This is a genomic window from Flavobacteriales bacterium (genome assembly GCA_025210295.1).
GTDB lineage: Bacteria > Bacteroidota > Bacteroidia > Flavobacteriales_D > Parvicellaceae > S010-51.
In genome coordinates this window covers 14,228-31,214 of record JAOASC010000048.1, presented here as the reverse complement: position 1 = coordinate 31,214, position 16,987 = coordinate 14,228, and the positions used below count along the sequence as shown (strand labels likewise).

General features: G+C 33.4%; 13 protein-coding genes. 12 read left to right on the top strand and 1 reads right to left on the bottom strand.

What is annotated here, in order from left to right; genetic code table 11:
* Positions 1 to 17: 17 nt before the first annotated feature.
* Positions 18 to 2,045 (bottom strand): M3 family metallopeptidase, encoded by a 2,028-nt coding sequence (locus N4A35_16370; GenBank protein ID MCT4582989.1) that lies wholly within the window; start codon positions 2,043 to 2,045, stop codon positions 18 to 20.
* Positions 2,046 to 2,228: 183 nt separating this feature from the next.
* Here N4A35_16370 and N4A35_16365 point away from each other — a divergent pair, with 183 nt between their 5' ends.
* The 12 genes from N4A35_16365 (at position 2,229) to N4A35_16310 (ending at position 16,976) form a co-directional block, all read left to right on the top strand.
* Complete coding sequence (locus N4A35_16365) at positions 2,229 to 3,587, top strand: sigma-54 dependent transcriptional regulator (protein MCT4582988.1); 1,359 nt, start codon at positions 2,229 to 2,231, stop codon at positions 3,585 to 3,587.
* A complete protein-coding gene (locus N4A35_16360) occupies positions 3,584 to 4,129 on the top strand; it encodes a heme NO-binding domain-containing protein (GenBank protein MCT4582987.1) in 546 nt (181 codons plus the stop codon). Before N4A35_16365 ends, N4A35_16360 begins: the two co-directional genes overlap by 4 nt.
* A gap of 1 nt (position 4,130) precedes the next feature.
* On the top strand, positions 4,131 to 6,191 hold the full coding sequence (locus N4A35_16355; protein ID MCT4582986.1) for a PAS domain S-box protein: 2,061 nt from the start codon (positions 4,131 to 4,133) through the stop codon (positions 6,189 to 6,191).
* Between the two features lie 7 nt (positions 6,192 to 6,198).
* Positions 6,199 to 6,519 (top strand): Hpt domain-containing protein, encoded by a 321-nt coding sequence (locus N4A35_16350; GenBank protein MCT4582985.1) that lies wholly within the window; start codon positions 6,199 to 6,201, stop codon positions 6,517 to 6,519.
* A 138-nt stretch (positions 6,520 to 6,657) separates the two neighbouring features.
* Positions 6,658 to 7,044: a hypothetical protein gene (locus N4A35_16345; GenBank protein MCT4582984.1), complete on the top strand. Its 387-nt coding sequence runs from the start codon at positions 6,658 to 6,660 to the stop codon at positions 7,042 to 7,044.
* 5 nt (positions 7,045 to 7,049) lie between these two features.
* On the top strand, positions 7,050 to 7,538 hold the full coding sequence (locus N4A35_16340; protein MCT4582983.1) for a response regulator: 489 nt from the start codon (positions 7,050 to 7,052) through the stop codon (positions 7,536 to 7,538).
* Between the two features lies 1 nt (position 7,539).
* Entirely contained in the window at positions 7,540 to 8,268 is a 729-nt protein-coding gene (locus tag N4A35_16335) for a polysaccharide biosynthesis/export family protein (protein MCT4582982.1), read from the top strand.
* A 19-nt stretch (positions 8,269 to 8,287) separates the two neighbouring features.
* Positions 8,288 to 10,513 (top strand): Wzz/FepE/Etk N-terminal domain-containing protein, encoded by a 2,226-nt coding sequence (locus tag N4A35_16330; GenBank protein MCT4582981.1) that lies wholly within the window; start codon positions 8,288 to 8,290, stop codon positions 10,511 to 10,513.
* Complete coding sequence (locus N4A35_16325) at positions 10,503 to 11,753, top strand: oligosaccharide flippase family protein (protein ID MCT4582980.1); 1,251 nt, start codon at positions 10,503 to 10,505, stop codon at positions 11,751 to 11,753. The genes N4A35_16330 and N4A35_16325 overlap by 11 nt, the downstream gene beginning before the upstream one ends.
* A 2-nt stretch (positions 11,754 to 11,755) precedes the next feature.
* Positions 11,756 to 12,865: a glycosyltransferase gene (locus tag N4A35_16320; protein MCT4582979.1), complete on the top strand. Its 1,110-nt coding sequence runs from the start codon at positions 11,756 to 11,758 to the stop codon at positions 12,863 to 12,865.
* A complete protein-coding gene (locus N4A35_16315; protein MCT4582978.1) occupies positions 12,855 to 14,162 on the top strand; it encodes an O-antigen ligase family protein in 1,308 nt (435 codons plus the stop codon). The genes N4A35_16320 and N4A35_16315 overlap by 11 nt, the downstream gene beginning before the upstream one ends.
* 141 nt (positions 14,163 to 14,303) lie before the next feature.
* The gene (locus N4A35_16310; protein MCT4582977.1) at positions 14,304 to 16,976 is read left to right on the top strand and encodes a hypothetical protein; all 2,673 of its coding nucleotides are present in this window, start codon (positions 14,304 to 14,306) and stop codon (positions 16,974 to 16,976) included.
* The last annotated feature ends 11 nt before the right edge of the window (positions 16,977 to 16,987 follow it).

Sequence of the window (16,987 nt, the reverse complement as noted above, 5' to 3'; positions counted from 1 at the left end):
GAACCAGCCCTTTTTAGTTAAATTAACCCAGCTTTTTTTAATAAAGCTTTCGTTGAGGGAACAGCTCCTCTAAATTGTTTGTATAATTCCATAGGGTGTTTACTTCCACCTTTACTTAAGATATTGTCTTTGTATGAAGTAGCAACAGCTTTGTTAAAGATACCCTTTTCAAGAAAGAAGTCGAAAGCATCAGCCTCAAGTACTTCAGCCCATTTATAACTGTAATAACCAGCTGCATATCCTCCTGCGAAAATATGAGAAAAAGCCGCAGAAGTATTCGTTTTCTCATTATAAGGGAATAATTGCGTCTTTTCTCCCGCATTTTTTTCAAACTCACTAACCGAAATTTCTGGCGCTTTATTGAGGTTGTGCCATGCCATGTCTAATTGACCTAAACTGGTTTGTCTAACAGTTTGGTAAGCACTTAAGTATTGAGCGCTATCCTTTATTTTTTGGACAAATTCCATAGGGATAGCTTCATTTGTTTGATAATGTTTAGCAAAAAGATTAAGGCTTTCTTCTTCATAACACCAGTTTTCCATAAGCTGAGAAGGCAGCTCTACAAAATCCCAAAAAACAGAAGTCCCAGATAAACTTTCGTAATATCCATCGGCAAGCATGCCATGTAAAGCATGCCCAAACTCATGAAATAATGTCGTTACTTCATTAAACGTTAATAGCGAAGGCTTAGTTTCTGTAGGTTTAGTAAAATTACATACAATTGAAACAAAAGGTCTTTGATTGCTGTTGTTGTATTTGTTTTGTCCTCTAAATGAAGTCATCCAAGCCCCACTTCTTTTTCCTTCCCTTGGAAAGAAATCAGCGTAAAACAATGCGATGAAGTTATTATTGTTGTCTTTTACTTCGTAAGTAACAACGTCTTCATGGTATAAAGGAATGTCTTCACGTTGATGAAAGGTAATGTCAAAGAGTTTATTGGCAACTTTAAAAGCACCTTCTAAAACATTCTCCAATTTGAAGTATGGTTTTAGTATTTCGTCATTAATTGCAAATTTCTCATTTTTTAATTGTTCAGCATAATAAGAAAAGTCCCATGCTTCTAACTGTTCATTAAATCCCAGTTTTTGAGCATAGCTTTTTATTTCGTTAAGCTCTTCTGTTGCTTTTGGTAAAGCTACTTCAAGTAGTTCGTCCCATAGTTGGTATACTTTAGTTGGTGATTTAGCCATACGTTCTTCTAAAACAAAGTCAGCGTAGGTGTGATAACCTAATAATTGAGCTTTCTTTAAACGTAAAGCAACAATTTCAGCAATAGTATTTTCGTTATTGTAGTTGTTCTTGTTAAACCCTCGAGCTCCAAAAGCTTCGTTTAATTGCTTCCTTAATGTACGATTTTCTGCATATTTCATAAATGGAATATAAGATGGGTAGTCTAAAGTAAATAACCATCCATCAGTTTTTCCTTTTGATTTGCTTAACAAAGCTGCAGCTTCTTTTATCCCATCTGGTAAACCTTTTAAATCATCTTCGTTGGTGAGGTGTAATTCAAACTCCATAGCATCTTTCATCACATTTTCAGAAAATGTTAATGTTAGTTGAGCCAGCTTAGTATTGATTTCTTTTAATTCTTCTTTTTCTTCAGGCTTGAGGTTAGCACCATTTCTAACAAAGCCTTTGTAGGTTTTTTCTAATAGATAAGCTTGTTCTTGAGTCAGCTCTTGTTTATTCGTGTTTTCGAAAACCATCTTTACAGCATTAAACAAAGCTTCATCCAACGAGATTTCACTAGAGTATGCCGTGAGCATAGGAGAGACTTCCTGTGCCAATTGTTGCATTTCATCAGAAGTGTTAGCGCTATTTAAGTTGAAAAAAACACTAGAAACTTTATTCAGTAATTGACCTGCTTGCTCTAAAGCTTCAATGGTATTGGAAAATGAAGGAGGGCATTGTTTGATTTTTTCGATTTCTTTTTTGCCCTCTTTTATACCTTCTTCAAACGCTGTTTTAAAATGTACTAGTTCAATTTTATCAAAAGGTATTGCCTCTAGAGGGGCAGTGTATGGTTGTAGAAAAGGATTATTCATTTTGCTTTAAAATTTAATTCAGCCACGAAGATAAACATATAATATTTTAAAGTACTTAAAAAACTGTCTCGTATTGGGAAAGTGTGTTTGTTGATTTAAATTGGTTTTTTGTCATAAAAAAAGAGGAATTAGTATATAAATTATATATATTTACTTCACTAACCCCAAAACCCCAATCCCAAAATGGAAAAATTTAAGATTGCTATTGCCGAGGATGATCGTTGGTATGCTGAAATGCTAAAACATTCGTTAAGCATGAATCCCGATTATGAAGTTTTTGTCTTCAATACAGGTAAGTCATTGTTAAATAATATTGCTGAAATTCAACCGTCAGTGGTTACCGTAGACTTTTCGTTACCTGATATGGAAGGGGACGAGGTCTTAAAGCGTATAAAAGGGATCGATTCCGATATTGAAGTCATTATTGTATCAGGACAAGATGACATTAGCACAGCCATAGACTTATTAAGGCAAGGAGCTTACGATTATTTAGTAAAAAACGAAGAGGTTCGTGAACGAATCTGGAAAACGATAATTAATATTCGAGAAAACGTAGGTTTAAAAAAAGAAGTAAAAAAATTAAGAACAGTTGTAGGGAAAACCAACGAAATAAAGAATCTAATAAAAGGAAATAGTAAAGAAATTACGAAAGTACACAACCTGATTAATAAATCATTGGAGACCAATATAAATGTTTCTATTACAGGAGAAACAGGGACTGGAAAAGAGTTGGTGGCTAAAGCAATTCATTTTAATTCTTCAAGAGCCAAGAAGCCATTTGTAGCCATTAATGTTGCTGCAATACCCGCAGATTTGATAGAAAGTGAGCTGTTTGGTCATGAAAAAGGCGCTTTTACTGGAGCTTCTGAAAGACGAATAGGAAAGTTTGAAGAAGCTTCGGGCGGAACATTGTTTCTCGATGAAATAGGAGAGATGGACTTAAATATGCAAAGTAAATTGCTAAGAGTGCTTCAAGAAAAGGAAATTGTGAGAGTTGGTGGCAATAAAGTTATAAAGGTGAATTGTAGAATTATAACAGCAACCCATAGAGACTTAAAAAAAGAAGTAGCAGCAGGGAACTTTAGACAGGATTTGTATTTTAGAATAATGGGATTACCCATCCAAATTCCAGCGTTGAGAAATCGCCAAGGAGATGTTTTATTCCTCGCTCATTTTTTTATTTCAGAGTTTTGCCAAGAGAATGGTATTCCCAAGAAAATTTTTACAGCAGAAGCAAAACAGAAGCTGCTAAGGTATGCTTTCCCAGGAAATGTGAGGGAGTTGAAGTCGGTAATGGAATTGGCGGTAGTACTGTCTGATGAATTTATTGATGTAGACGATCTAAATTTCGAAGAACATGAAGGATTTGGAGAGTTGATGAATCGAGAAATGACATTGAGAGAATACAACATTAAGATTGTAAAGCATTATATAGAAAAGTGTAATGGTAAGATATTACAAGCAGCTAAAAAGCTAGATGTTGGAAAGTCAACAATCTATAGAATGTTACAAGAAGAAACCGAAAAATCAAGAGCAATATGAAAGGAATAGTATTTACAGAGTTTTTAGAAATGGTTGAAGAAAAGTTTGGCTACGAAACCGTAGATGCCATTCTTGAAAAATCACAAGATGTTACTGATGGTGTATATACAAGTGTTGGGACATATAAACATGCAGAATTAGTCGCTTTAATCGTGTCGTTAAGTGAAGAAACAAAAGTTTCTGTTCCTGACTTATTGAATGCTTACGGCGTTTATTTGTTTGCTGTTTTTGTGCGCTCCTACCCCATGTTTTTTGAACATGTAAAATCAATGTTCGATTTTCTCGAAAATATTGACCGTCATATTCATAAGGAAGTCGTAAAATTATATCCAGATGCTGAGTTGCCTCGCTTCGAAAGTTTTAGAGAGAATGAAAAGCATTTAGTGATGATTTATTATTCTCAACGTAAGATGGTTGATTTTGGGATGGGGTTAATTACAGCTGCTTCCAATCATTTTAAGACCAAAATAGATTTAACAAAAACAGTGTTAGGTGACCTATCAGGTAATGAGGTTAGGATAGACATCAAAATCATAGAGTAGTATGTTAGATCCCGAGTTAGACATATTACAAAGAAGAATTAAACGAGAGCGTTTAGCACGAAAAGAAGCTGAAAATATTTTAGAGCAAAAAAGTCTAGAGTTGTTTGAAGCAAATCAAAAGTTAAATGCTTTGAATGATGAGCTACAATCTGAAGTTGATAGAAGAATTAAACAGCTGGAATTTGCTGAACACGAATATCAAGAGTTGGTAGAAGCAGTAAACGATATTATATACAAAACTGATATTCGTGGTCGATTTCTATATGTGAATCCTAAAACTGTTGAAGTTACAGGGTATACAGAAGCGGAATTTATGCGATTAAGGATTAATGATATCATCGATCCGTCTTTTGAAAAAGAGGTGACAGCCTATTATTTAAATCAGGTAGAACTAGACCTTCCGGCAAAAGATATGGAATTTCCCATTGTGACGAAGTCGGGGGATAGAATCTGGATCAATCAAACAGCAAACTTTGTTTTTAATGCGTATAAAGAAAGAAATGAGTTTATTGTTGTAGCAAGAGATGTAACGGAAAGAAGAAATTTAACTCAAGTACTTAAAAATAGTGAAGAAAAGTATAGAGGAATAATAGAAAACTTGGAATTGGGACTGTTGGAAATAGATGTCAATGGAGCAATTACTAGAGCTTACCCAAAATTTTGTGAATTATGTGGGTATGAAGAGCAAGACTTAATAGGTTTAAATGCCCGAGAAGTGTTTTTACATGACGACGATAAAACAGAGGCAAATGAAGATGGAGCAAGAAAATTTGCAAGTGTTTGTGAAGTTAGAATTCGGCATAAAAATGGGAACTATTTATGGGTGATTGTATCTAATGCACCCTTCTATGATGTCAAAGGAGTTTATTTAGGATCAATAGGTATTTACTTAAATATTTCTCAGCGCAAAGCAATGGAGTCGGAGCTAAAAATTGCAAAAGAAGTAGCTGAAGCCTCTGTTAAGAGTAAAGAAATGTTCCTGGCAAATATGAGCCATGAAATCCGAACGCCGATGAATGCAATACTTGGGTTGGGAAATCTTTTAACGGAGACAGTACTTACCAATCAGCAATATAAGTATGTGAGTACCATTAATACATCAGCAAAAAATTTATTGACAATTATCAACGATATTTTAGATTTCTCAAAAATAGAGGCTGGAAAGTTACAAATAGAAAGCATTCCGTTTGATGTAATGCAAACAGTAGACAAAACAGTAGAAGTTTTTTTACCGTTGGCGAAAGATAAGAAACTTCACTTTGTACGTGATTTAGATAAGAAAATTAGAAAAGAAGTATTGGGAGACCCAACGCGTTTAAATCAGGTGTTGATTAACTTGTTAGGAAATGCATTTAAGTTTACCGAAGAAGGAGAGGTTGTATTAAAAGTTGAACTGTTAGAAAAAGATAAAAAGAACTATAAAATTCATTTTTCTGTGAAAGATACAGGAATTGGTATCTCTCAGAAACATCAAAATACCATATTTGATTCCTTTGCTCAAGCAGAGACTTCAACAGCACGTTTGTTTGGAGGTACTGGATTAGGATTGTCCATTAGTTATCAGTTAATTAAATTGATGGGAGGAGACCTTAAAGTGAAGAGTAAAGTAGGAGAGGGCACTGAGTTCTCATTTGAGTTGGACTTAGAGATCCTCCAATTTCAAGCAATGGTTAATAATGCTTCCGTAGAAAAATTACCCAAAGGAGTTAGAGTGTTATTGGTCGAAGATAATAAGGTGAACCAGTTCTTAGCTCAAACAATCCTAAAAGGTTGGGAATGTGAAGTGGTATGCGCAGATGATGGAGAAATCGCAATAGAAAAATTAAACGAAGCCAACTTTGATATTGTATTGATGGATGTTAGAATGCCGAATATGAATGGAGAAGAAGCGACCAAAATAATTAGAGAAGAAATGAAACTTAAGATCCCAATTATAGCTCTTACAGCTAACGCAATAAAAGGAGATAAAGAAAAGTATTTGAGTATGGGCATGAATGACTATGTATCAAAACCTTTTGAAAAAGATGTTTTAAATGAGAAAATTTTGAAATGGATTAAATAAAGAAAAAATGGAAAATTTAATTGACTTAACCTTACTAGAGGAGCTCGCCAATGGAGATGTAGGGCTTCTCAATAAAATGAAATCTATTTTTATTGAAGAGACGACCCTTAACATAAAAAAAATAGAACAAAACCTAGAAGAAGAAAACTTTGTTAGAATTAGCGAAATAGCACATAGCATAAAACCCTCATTGGATTATATGGCTGTAGTTCAAATGAGAAATCAAGTAAGAACCATTGAGAAACAAGATTTTACTAATGATGATGCTATTGAAAACGTGACAAGTTTTATTGGAGATTTAAAGTCTCTAGTCAATCAATTGTCTTGATTCCCAATTTGGGAAAACTGAATCAAAATAGGAAAATCTGTTTGGCTTTTAATAGCTTAAAGAGTTGCTAATTAGCAGGTTGGATTGTTGGCTTGATTTCAGCGGCAAAAAATGTATAATTAAAAATAACTACCCCCCATGAAACAAAATGTATTAATTATCAGCTTCAACAATTTTGGGCTCTCATTCTGGAGAAACCATATTGAATTATCAGAAACGAATGTTTGGTTAATCCAAGCATCTGGTTACACTAACATTAACTTTAGAGAATTAAACCCTAGTGTTGTTATTATAGACTCTTACTTTCATAAGGAAGATAATGAAGAGCCAATAGTAGATTTACTCCGAACTGTGAAAATGCAAATGAAAGGCACTGCTGTTTTTCATTTCTCTCCAGATTATTCGGATGCTATTAACAATAACTATCCAATGTTGGATGTACACAAAACAGTAATCTGTAAAGAGGCTTTTTGGGATATTAACCATGTGTTAAACTCGAATTATTTTAATGACTTAACAGCATAACTATTATGGCAGAAAAAGATAACCCTAAAATTTTTATTGTAGAAGACAATGTCTTCTATTCTGAGCTAATAAATAGTAGGTTGGAAGAAAAAGGCTATACGAATGTAGAGCTTTATCATTCTGGTGAAGATTGCGTTGACAACCTATTTCGAAATCCGTCCATTATAATTTTAGATTATGATTTAGGAAAAATGAACGGTTTAGAAGTTCTGAAAGAGATTAAAAGTGTTAACCCGAATATTCAAATTGTATTTCTATCTGGACAAGAAAATATTTCTGTAGCAGTAGATTCCTTGAAATATGGAGCTTATGATTATGTAGAGAAAAATAATCATTCTTTAGGAAGAATTCCTGGGATAATAGCACAAATCAATAAGTATAATATAATTCTTCAGGAAAATGAAGACCTCAAGAAAGCCAAAAAAACATTTATTGTCAGTTTTGTATTGCTGGCTATGGCCTATATCTATTTGCAAATAAAGTATTTGTCTTAAAATGAAAACTTGGAATTTACATATCGTATTAGCATTTTTCGCCCTATTATTCTCACAGTGTAAAACGATAAATATTTTCGAAAAAACACCGAAGTATGATGTGCTCGACGTGTCTTTAGATGATACATCATATGAACATATCATTAAACCAGATGATAAGGTTAGTTTAAGTATTTGGAATCACAATGATGTGAGCGTTGGCTCAACGTTTAGTATCTATAATTCTAATGAAGCTTTTGGTAAATGGTTGCTGGTTCAAGAAGATAGTACCGTGGCATTGCCAAAGTTAGGAATCTTTAAGATTGGTGGTTTAACATGTAAAGAGGCAGCAGAAGAATTAAAGACAGAGTTTGGAAAGACCTTAAAAGATCCCATAATAGTCATCAAAATTATGAATAAAAAGGTAACTGTTTTGGGAGAGGTCAATCAGCCTGGTGTATATGTTTTAGAGAAAGAACGAACGCGTGTAGCTGAAGTTATTGGAGAGGCACAAGGGCTAACATTCTATGCGAATAAATCTAAGGTTCAATTGATTCGAGAAGGGAAAACCTATATTTTGGATTTTACTGCTAAAAATGCCCTAGAATATAATGTCGTGTTACATTCAGGAGATGTGCTAAATGTGTTGTCCAAAAATGAGCAACGAATCGACAAAAAAGCACCTACAATTATTCCATTTGCAAGTTTAGTTTCTTCTTTAGCAATCCTATATTCAGTATTAAGTAATTAAGATGAGTGGTTTTCAAAATATGAAAAAGCAATTAGGAGTTGTTCTTAGAGGAATTCCCATTATAATCCTTTGCCTATTGTTAGCATTGTTGTTTGCTGCAAAAATTATCTTGTATACCAATACAACCTATCAAAGTATTGCTAAGGTCAAATTAGATGATAGTAAATATGGATTCTCTAGTACAGCAATGTTTGAGGATTTTGATGTGTTTAGCTCTGAAAAGTATATCGAAACAGAAGCAGAAATTCTAAACTCACCTTTATTGGTGGGAATGGCTATTGATAGTTTAGATTTTGATATAGCAATTTATCGAGCTGGAAGTATTAAGAAGACTTTGTTGTACGATAACTCTCCAATAACAGTAACGTATCATTTTGAAAATCCAGAGCTGTATAAAAAAGAGTATGGTCTTATTATAAAAGATGACTCTGTAACATTAAAGGTAGGAAAGGAAGAAAATGCAATTGCTTACGAGTCATTTTTAGGAAAAAGCTTTGAGTTTGAAGGCGGAACGATTACTGTTTTTAAAAGAGAGTTGGCCGATAAAAATATTGTAAGAGATGGAGCCTATAAGGTGAAGTTTTTTGATAGAGAAAGTTTAATTAAAGATGTCAAAAGCCGATTGGATGTAAAGGCTGTTAGTAAGGAGATTTTTGTGTTGAGGGTTGTATATACCGATGAGTCGGCTGTTAGAGCAGCAAAGTTTACCAATAGATTATGCCAAGTTTATGTCGACGATTATATTGCAAGTAAAGCTTCGGCGGCCAATACCTCAGTGAACTTCATTAAAAGTCAGTTAGCAGAAGTGCGTCAAAAACTAGAGCGAGCCGAATTGGATTTGAAGCGCTTCAAAGAACAAAATGATGTAGTCAATACTTTGCAAGAAACAGAAACGGGATTGAGAGAAATCTCGAAGCTGAAAATACAATTAATTAACCTGTCAATTAATAAACAGAGTGTAGATCAATTAGAGGCCTATATAGCTGAGGGAAATTTCTTTGATGAAACATCTGTAAGTTTTGGTTTTGGAGATCTATTAATGACAGAGTTGGTCAAAAAAATGCAAATTCTGATTGGAGAAAGAAAAGACCTTTTGGCACTTTATACCGAAGACCATGAAAAAGTCGTTGCACATGATGAGAAAATAGAGGAAATTAAAAATTACATTAAAGAAGCCATTAAATCAAACAAAAAGGAGATAGCAACTAAAATTATTGAAGCTGAAGAGGCACTTAAAATAGCAGAAGTTCAATTCAAGCATTTTCCCCAAAGAGAAAAGGATTTAAAAATCTTAGAAAGAGAGTTTAGGTTACAAGAAAGTAGCTATAACTTCTTATCAGAAAAATTAATAGAAGCTTCCATTGCAGCATCAGTAAAAACAGCATTTCATCGAGTGATTCAAAAAGCTGTAGTCGAGAAAAAAGCTGTGAAACCTAATAAGACTTTAATTACATTCGTCTTTGGGTTGTTAGGTTTAATCATTGGAATTATTATCGTCTATTTTAGAGCGGCTATTGTCAAGAAAATTATAGATAAAGTAGATATAGAAAAAACTTCGCTAACACCTATTGTTGCTTTGGTACGTCGTAGAAAAGAAAATATGGTCAGTAGTGAGTTTATCACTATTGCAAAAGGGCTGCTGCTTAAAGGATTTATCAATAAGAAAGATCATAATGTTTTAACAATTGTTTCGGCAGTTGAAGGAGAAGGAAAATCATTTATCACCAGAAATCTAGGCGCTGCTTTAGTTGAAATGGGATACCGCGTTGCACTTGTTGATTTAGATATGGAACGCCCATCATTGCAAACAGGAGTAAAAAAGTTTAACTACTTAAATGCAGTAGATGAATCTATAGAGTTAGCAGAAGGTATAGCGCTGTATTCAACGTTAAATAAAGACAATTCTTTTTTAAATAATGTAGAGCATGTTTTGGCGAAAATAGCCATTTTAAAAGAGAAATACGATTTTGTCGTAATAGATGGAGGTTCTATTAAGGAGTCTATATCAGCTATAGAACTTATGAAAGCATCAAGTGTTTCTTTGTTTGTTGTTCGAGCAAACTATACTTATTTTAAGTATGCAACTTTTCCAGATATTTTGAAAGAAGAATATGGAGTAGATAATATTCAATTCTTACTAAACGATATTAGTTCAAGTATAAATTATACGGGATATTTCTCTAATTATAATCTAAGCTTAAAGCATTTGTATTACCGTTTAAAACATTATTACAATGCTAAATAAAATAAAACATATCGTACATTCAAAAAAGCACCAGTTGTATGTTTTGTGTGATCAAGCTTTAGTAAGTGGAGTTAACTTTTTAATAGCCATTTTATTAACGCGCTTCATGGGGCTAGAAGAGTTTGGTGTGTTTGCTACAGCTTGGATGTTAGTGCTGTTCTTTAGCAGTGTTCAACAAGCAGTCATTGTTGCACCAATGTATACTTTGCATGCAAAATCTGAAGAAAAATCTGTTTTTTTAAGTCAAGCATTTAATTTACAATTATTATTTACTGTGTTGTCAATGTTGGTAGCATTGGTCGTTGTTTTAATTGTTTTTTATTTCAATAATACTTGGTACAGAGCAGGTGTGTTTTATAGTTTACCATTAGTCGTGGGAGCATTTCTAATGCAAGATTTTTTTAGAAGAAAGAATTTTGTTGAAAATAACGGCTTTATCGTCTTGGTCTCTGATATTATAGCTTATGGATTTCAGCCTGTTTTAGTGGTAGTATTGTATGTTTTTGATTTGCTCACTATTCATAGCTTTTTTATGGGGTTGTTTGGATTAATGATCGTGGTTTCAATAGTCCAATATTTCTTAGCAGAAAAGGAACGCTTTAGTCATCAAACTGTACAGTTGTTTAAAGCGTTTTGGGGGTTTTCAAAACATTTATTCTTTACTTCAATATTGCAATGGTTTTCAGGAAACTATTTCATTGTTTTTGCAACAGGAGTCTTAGGTCCTTTAGCAATTGGAGTAATCAGAATCGCTCAAAATTTGATGGGAGTATTGCATATTTTGTTTTTAGCATTGGAGAATTTAATCCCTATACAAGCTTCAAAGATTTTAACAAAAAATGGAAAAGAACCAACCTTAAATTTCTTTAAGCAAATGACCATTAAAACAGGCCTAATGACAGTGTTGATCCTAGTGTTGATAGCTGTGTTTAGAGGTCCAATTATTGAGTTGGTATATGGAGCAGAATACCTTATTTACGATTATATCATTATCGGCTTTGCAGTCATCTACATCTTTATCTTTTTAGGAACAATTCTAAGGTTTGTAATTAGAACTTTTGAAGAAAATCGAATTGTACTAGAAAACTACATTATTACAGGTTTGTTTAGTTTTTTAACAGCAGGTTTCTTTGTCGCTAATTATCAGTTGAATGGAGTTTTGGTAGGACTTTTACTCGTGCAAGTTGTTTCACTTTTTTACATGCTAATTCGATTAGCAGCCAAACTTAAAACAAAATAAATATGAAAGTTATACATGTCACTTTAGGAAAAGCGAATCCAAATAAAATGAATGGAGTTAACAAGGTGGTGAATAGTTTGGCTATTTCACAAACCCAGTTAGGGTGTGAAGTAGAAGTGTGGGGTATAACCAAAAACCCTGTGCACAACTATCCAGAACGAATTTACAGTACTGTTTTGTTTAAAGATTTAGAGAAGTTCGCAATGCCAGAAGGTTTTGAGCAAGCATTAAAAAACGAAAGTAAAACCGCTGTTTTTCATATTCATGGAGGGTTTATTCCACAGTTTTTTACCATTTCGCAACTGATGAGTAAGTTAGGTTATCAATATATATATACGCCTCATGGGAGCTTTAATACTATAGCAATGAAAAGAAGTTGGGTGAAGAAAAAAATCTATTTTTCACTCTATGAAAGAAAGATTATTAAAAATGCCAAAGCAATTCATTTTGTAGGAGAAAGTGAAATTTCAGGAACCAATAATATGGTGAAAGTCGATCGTTATTGTTTAATCCCTAATGGAGAACAGGTCAATGAAAGCAAAATAAATTGGGTAGATGAGACTAAAAAAGATCCCGTCTTTGGTTTTTGTGGTAGGTTGGATTTGCATACGAAAGGATTGGATATACTCCTAAAAGGTTTTTCAGAATATTTAAAAAAATATAACGGAAAAGGAGTGATGTGGATGATTGGTGATGGAGAAGATAAGGAGACGCTTGTAGATTTAATCAAGGAATTAAATTTAATGTCTAAAGTGAAGTTTTTGGGAGCTCAATATGGAGAACAAAAAATAGATCTATTCCAAAAATTAGATTATTTGGTGCTGACTTCACGTAATGAGGGGTTGCCAGGTGTTGTATTAGAGTGTGCAGCGCTGGGGGTACCGAGTATTGTTAGTAAAACCACAAATGTTAGTCAAGTTGGGGTATATAATGCAGGTATTGTATTGGAGGAAAACACCCCCGGAATTTTGGCAAAAGCTTTTCAAAAAGCCTATGAATGGAAAAAAGATGGAAGCCACCTTAGAAAAAGAAAAGCAGCAATAGAGATGATAAAAAAAGAATACGATTGGAATGTCATTGCCCAAAAGTTGTTGAAAGTTTATGCAGAATGAAAAGCTTCCATATTTTGTGAGGAATATTAGTGGTTTGCTAATCACTATTCTGTGTCTGAAAATTGCGGGCTATTTTTCTATTGTAGAGGATAGAGGAATCAATCAGGTCTTCAAAATTATTACTCGAGTTGGGATGACTGGAGCCATTTTTTATTTGCAATTTAAGCTGTCCAAAATAGGTTGTATTCCAACTTTTCGTTATAAAAATGTGGTGTCGCCTTTGTTGTATGGAGCTTATTTAATATTAGGGTTTGCATCTTTTTCTTGGTCTACAGATCCAACATACTCCGTGTTGCAATGGATAATGGTTGTCGAAAGTTTAACTTTCGTTATCGTGTATATGCGAGTTGTAGCAATGGTGAATTTTTATTTTCCAGAAAGACCGGTTAACATGGTGCAAATGTTTGTCTGGGGAGCATTCCCAATTATGATTATCTTTTTTATTGGTTCTATGGCTTTTCCAGATTTATTTTGGAGAGGAATGCGTGGAGGGGAAGAGTACCGATTAGGAGGTTACCTAATGAATCCCAATGAACTCGGGATGTTGTCGAGTATTGCCGCAGCTATGGGGTACATTCATTTTCAGAAAACCAAGCATAAAGTAATTACAGTAATTAGTATTCTTATAGCTTTAGCCGTTTTAGGGATGACTTCATCAAGATCAACAGCTATAGGTTTCTTTTTGATTATTGGAATATTAATCTTAAAATCAGATAATGCAAAACTTAAAATAGCAATGTTTTCTTCAATGGGGATAGCATTTCCTTTTATTTTAAAATTTGTGATTTTTAAAGAAGGAGGAGGAGTTGAAGAGGTGATGAGTATGACTGGACGACTCCCATTCTGGAAAGCATTGTTAAATGAAGGAATTGTAAGAGAACCTTATTTTGGTTATGGGTTTATGCGAATCAATTATACAGACTATTTTCAAGGGTTAAATACCTATCCAGCAAAGATGACGCACAATACCTTTATGCAAGTTTTAATGAATTTAGGCTTTGTAGGTTTTTTTATTGCATTCTGGCAATTAGTTACGACCGTAAGAAATTATTTTAAAGAAAAAGACTCTCCTTATGGTGATTTTTTTATTGCAATGTTTATTCCTGCTTTTATCAACTCTATTACCGAGTTTGGAATTTTTGGTGAGACCAATTATGGAATCCTTTTTTACCAATTTTTGATCATGTTATTTGTGATTGAAATAAGAACAAATTGGACTTTTCAAGAAAAAGTAAGGTATGCTATTTTTAAAAAATCAACCCATAAGTTGGTAAGCCGAGTGCAGAATTCGGAATAACCGTCCCATTATGGGAAAGTTATGGTAATAGGATGATTTGACTCTTCTGTTTATTTATTTGTAGGTCAGTGCTTTACGTTTTGTAAATCGACTTTGGCACTATAATGAATAGTATAAATATGAACCCCAACCCCCAAAAATATGAAAGAAAATCTAAGATTATCAGATTTAGATATTCTTCTCAAAACACTCATAGGAGAAGAATACCAACTATTTGTTTTTGATCCATACCTTAAATTAGAAAGTGATATTGCTTTTGATCTAAAAAAGACGAATGAAAAAGCGCCACTAGTTTTAGTCAATTTGGCAGGAGAAATAGTAGGATATAAAAATATGGACTTAACAGAGTTCGATTATATATTTGATTTTGAAAACCAAAATACCAATCCAAATTTTAAGAAAACTACATTTTCGTACATTGCTAATAATGATGGATCAATGCGTTGGGTATACCCCAAAGAAAATAAAAGTGCATCATTCTTGAATTTTTACAATGCCTCAACGTTAAAGGCTAAGTTAATGAGCCAATCGATTCGTACGGCGTTTTTTTTAGGAATGGGAAGCTTGGTAGCAAAATCTAAATTTACCATTTTACATAAAAAAGAGTTAAAACCCAACAAAGACTATGCGTTGTTAGCCCATAAAACGTATTCAATTTTTACAGGAACAGCTGGACTAAACCGAACAGCATTAATCGAATTAAGTACTAAAGGGCAGTCGACACATTTTATTAAAATTCCTATAGCAAAAACTAGTCAGAAGTTGATAGCTAAGGAAACAGAAGTGCTTCAACAAATCAAAGGGAAGTTTAAGACGTTTAAAATACCTCAGGTGTTTTCTGTAAGTAACCTTAACGAGTGTGTGACAACAAATGAGGAATTAAAGAATAAAACACGTTCAAATGATTTATTGAAGCCGCATTTTGAAGCCTTAAATGAGTTGTTGGTTAAGACTGCTGAGTCAAAGTCTATAGAAGCATGTAGCGTATATCAGAATGGTAAAAATAATGTAGCCTTTATAGAGGCGCACGCAAAAACGCCAAGGCATGAAAGAATGGTTCGGTTACTAAAAGGAGTGATGGAGCAGTTAAATCCAGAAGACGAAATCGTAACCAGTATGGCTCATGGAGACTTTACACCTTGGAATATGTTTGTAAATGAAAGTGAATTATATGTTTATGATTGGGAGCTAGCTAGGAAAAACTTCTCGCCATTATTCGATCTATTTCATTTTCATTTTCAAACAGGAATATTAGTCGAAAAAATAGCCTTAAGCGTTATTTTAAATAAAATAGAAAAAAGCTTGTCTAACCCCACACTACAAAAGCAAATAAATAAGCTAAATATAGATACTGATGTCGCTCTAAAACTCTATTTGTTAGGAGTTGTAAGTTATTACGAGGCGCTTTATTTAAAACAAGGAACACATAGCCTGCAAAACCAATGGCAGTTTAGAATGTGGGAAGAAGCATTGTTGTACCTTAATAGAAATAAAGAAATGAAGCAGTCAATTAATTGTAGAGAAGAATTTATATTAGAATTAGGAAATCGTTTGGAAAAAACACCTTACGCCATGTTAAAAATGGTAGAGGAAGAATGGACTAAAATCTCAGAATCATCCGATTTAGATATCGCCGTCTTAAAGGGAGATGTAAATAATATCAAAAGCTTCTCAGTTAAACATCCATTGGTGATAAAGTCAATCGTAAAAGAGAAATCTTTTATGACGATTATTCAATTGTTTTTCAGAGATGGAACATTCTTGAGTATTGATCTAATACATCAGTTTAAACGTAAAACATTAGATATGTTTGCGTCCTCACTAATGTTCAAAAATAGAAGAAGAACTGGAGGGAATGTGTATAAGCCAAGCTTAAAAAACGATTTTGAATATAGCTTTTTGTTTTACACTTTAAACGGAGCAGATACTCCTCAGAAGTATCAAGATTTTTATAATCAAAAAATTACACATCCAGAGCAAGATACCATTTTACATTATTTAAACAATAAGTATGGATTAAAGGCCAAGACATTTAAAAGCTTATTCAACTATTCTTCTGAATTTAGACAGCAATTGATGCAGGAATTAATTGATAGAGATGAAAATAGAGGGTGGAATAGACTCAAAAATAATTATAACTACTTGTTGGATACCATTAGAGATTTGAAGCTGAATAAGGGGATGATTATTACATTTAGTGGTGTTGATGGAGCAGGCAAAACAACGGTGATTAGTAATTTCAAAAAGCTAATAGAAGAAAAGTATAGGAAAGATGTCGTGCTAGTGAGGCATAGACCAGGTTTGTTACCAATATTGAGTGCGGTTAAACATGGAAAAGAAAAAGCCGAAAAAGAGGCGGGAATAAAGCTTCCTAGACAAGGGAAAAATAAAAATATCATCTCCTCTTTATTGAGGTTTGGGTATTATTTTACAGACTATATAATAGGACAGTTCTATATTTATTTTAAGTATGTTTTAAGAGGAAAGGTCGTCTTGTATGATCGTTATTATTTCGACTTTATCAATGACGCTAAACGTTCAAATATAGTCTTGAACCGTAAGTTTGTTAAAAGTTTGTATGCATTAGTATGGAAGCCCGATTTAAATTTCTTCTTGTATGCAGATTCAGAAGTTATTCTCAAAAGAAAGCAAGAGTTAAAAGCACAGGATATTGATGTGTTAACATCGCGTTATCAGGAGTTGTTTGATGGGTTTAATAAACGGCAAACTAAAGGGATGTATGTGGCGATTCAGAATCATGATTTCAAGGATACCATGAATGCTGTTGAGTCAACTTTTAGAAAAGTTTCTTAAAAATGTTGCCT

Bases quoted from the DNA above. Each gene is read 5' to 3' on its own strand.
- N4A35_16370 (MCT4582989.1), bottom strand. From the start codon at position 2,045: ATGAATAATCCTTTTCTACAACCATACACTGCCCCTCTAGAGGCAATA.
- N4A35_16335 (MCT4582982.1), top strand. From the start codon at position 7,540: ATGAAAACTTGGAATTTACATATCGTATTAGCATTTTTCGCCCTATTA.
- N4A35_16365 (MCT4582988.1), top strand. From the start codon at position 2,229: ATGGAAAAATTTAAGATTGCTATTGCCGAGGATGATCGTTGGTATGCT.
- N4A35_16345 (MCT4582984.1), top strand. From the start codon at position 6,658: ATGAAACAAAATGTATTAATTATCAGCTTCAACAATTTTGGGCTCTCA.
- N4A35_16340 (MCT4582983.1), top strand. From the start codon at position 7,050: ATGGCAGAAAAAGATAACCCTAAAATTTTTATTGTAGAAGACAATGTC.
- N4A35_16355 (MCT4582986.1), top strand. From the start codon at position 4,131: ATGTTAGATCCCGAGTTAGACATATTACAAAGAAGAATTAAACGAGAG.
- N4A35_16320 (MCT4582979.1), top strand. From the start codon at position 11,756: ATGAAAGTTATACATGTCACTTTAGGAAAAGCGAATCCAAATAAAATG.
- N4A35_16310 (MCT4582977.1), top strand. From the start codon at position 14,304: ATGAAAGAAAATCTAAGATTATCAGATTTAGATATTCTTCTCAAAACA.
- N4A35_16350 (MCT4582985.1), top strand. From the start codon at position 6,199: ATGGAAAATTTAATTGACTTAACCTTACTAGAGGAGCTCGCCAATGGA.
- N4A35_16315 (MCT4582978.1), top strand. From the start codon at position 12,855: ATGCAGAATGAAAAGCTTCCATATTTTGTGAGGAATATTAGTGGTTTG.
- N4A35_16325 (MCT4582980.1), top strand. From the start codon at position 10,503: ATGCTAAATAAAATAAAACATATCGTACATTCAAAAAAGCACCAGTTG.
- N4A35_16360 (MCT4582987.1), top strand. From the start codon at position 3,584: ATGAAAGGAATAGTATTTACAGAGTTTTTAGAAATGGTTGAAGAAAAG.
- N4A35_16330 (MCT4582981.1), top strand. From the start codon at position 8,288: ATGAAAAAGCAATTAGGAGTTGTTCTTAGAGGAATTCCCATTATAATC.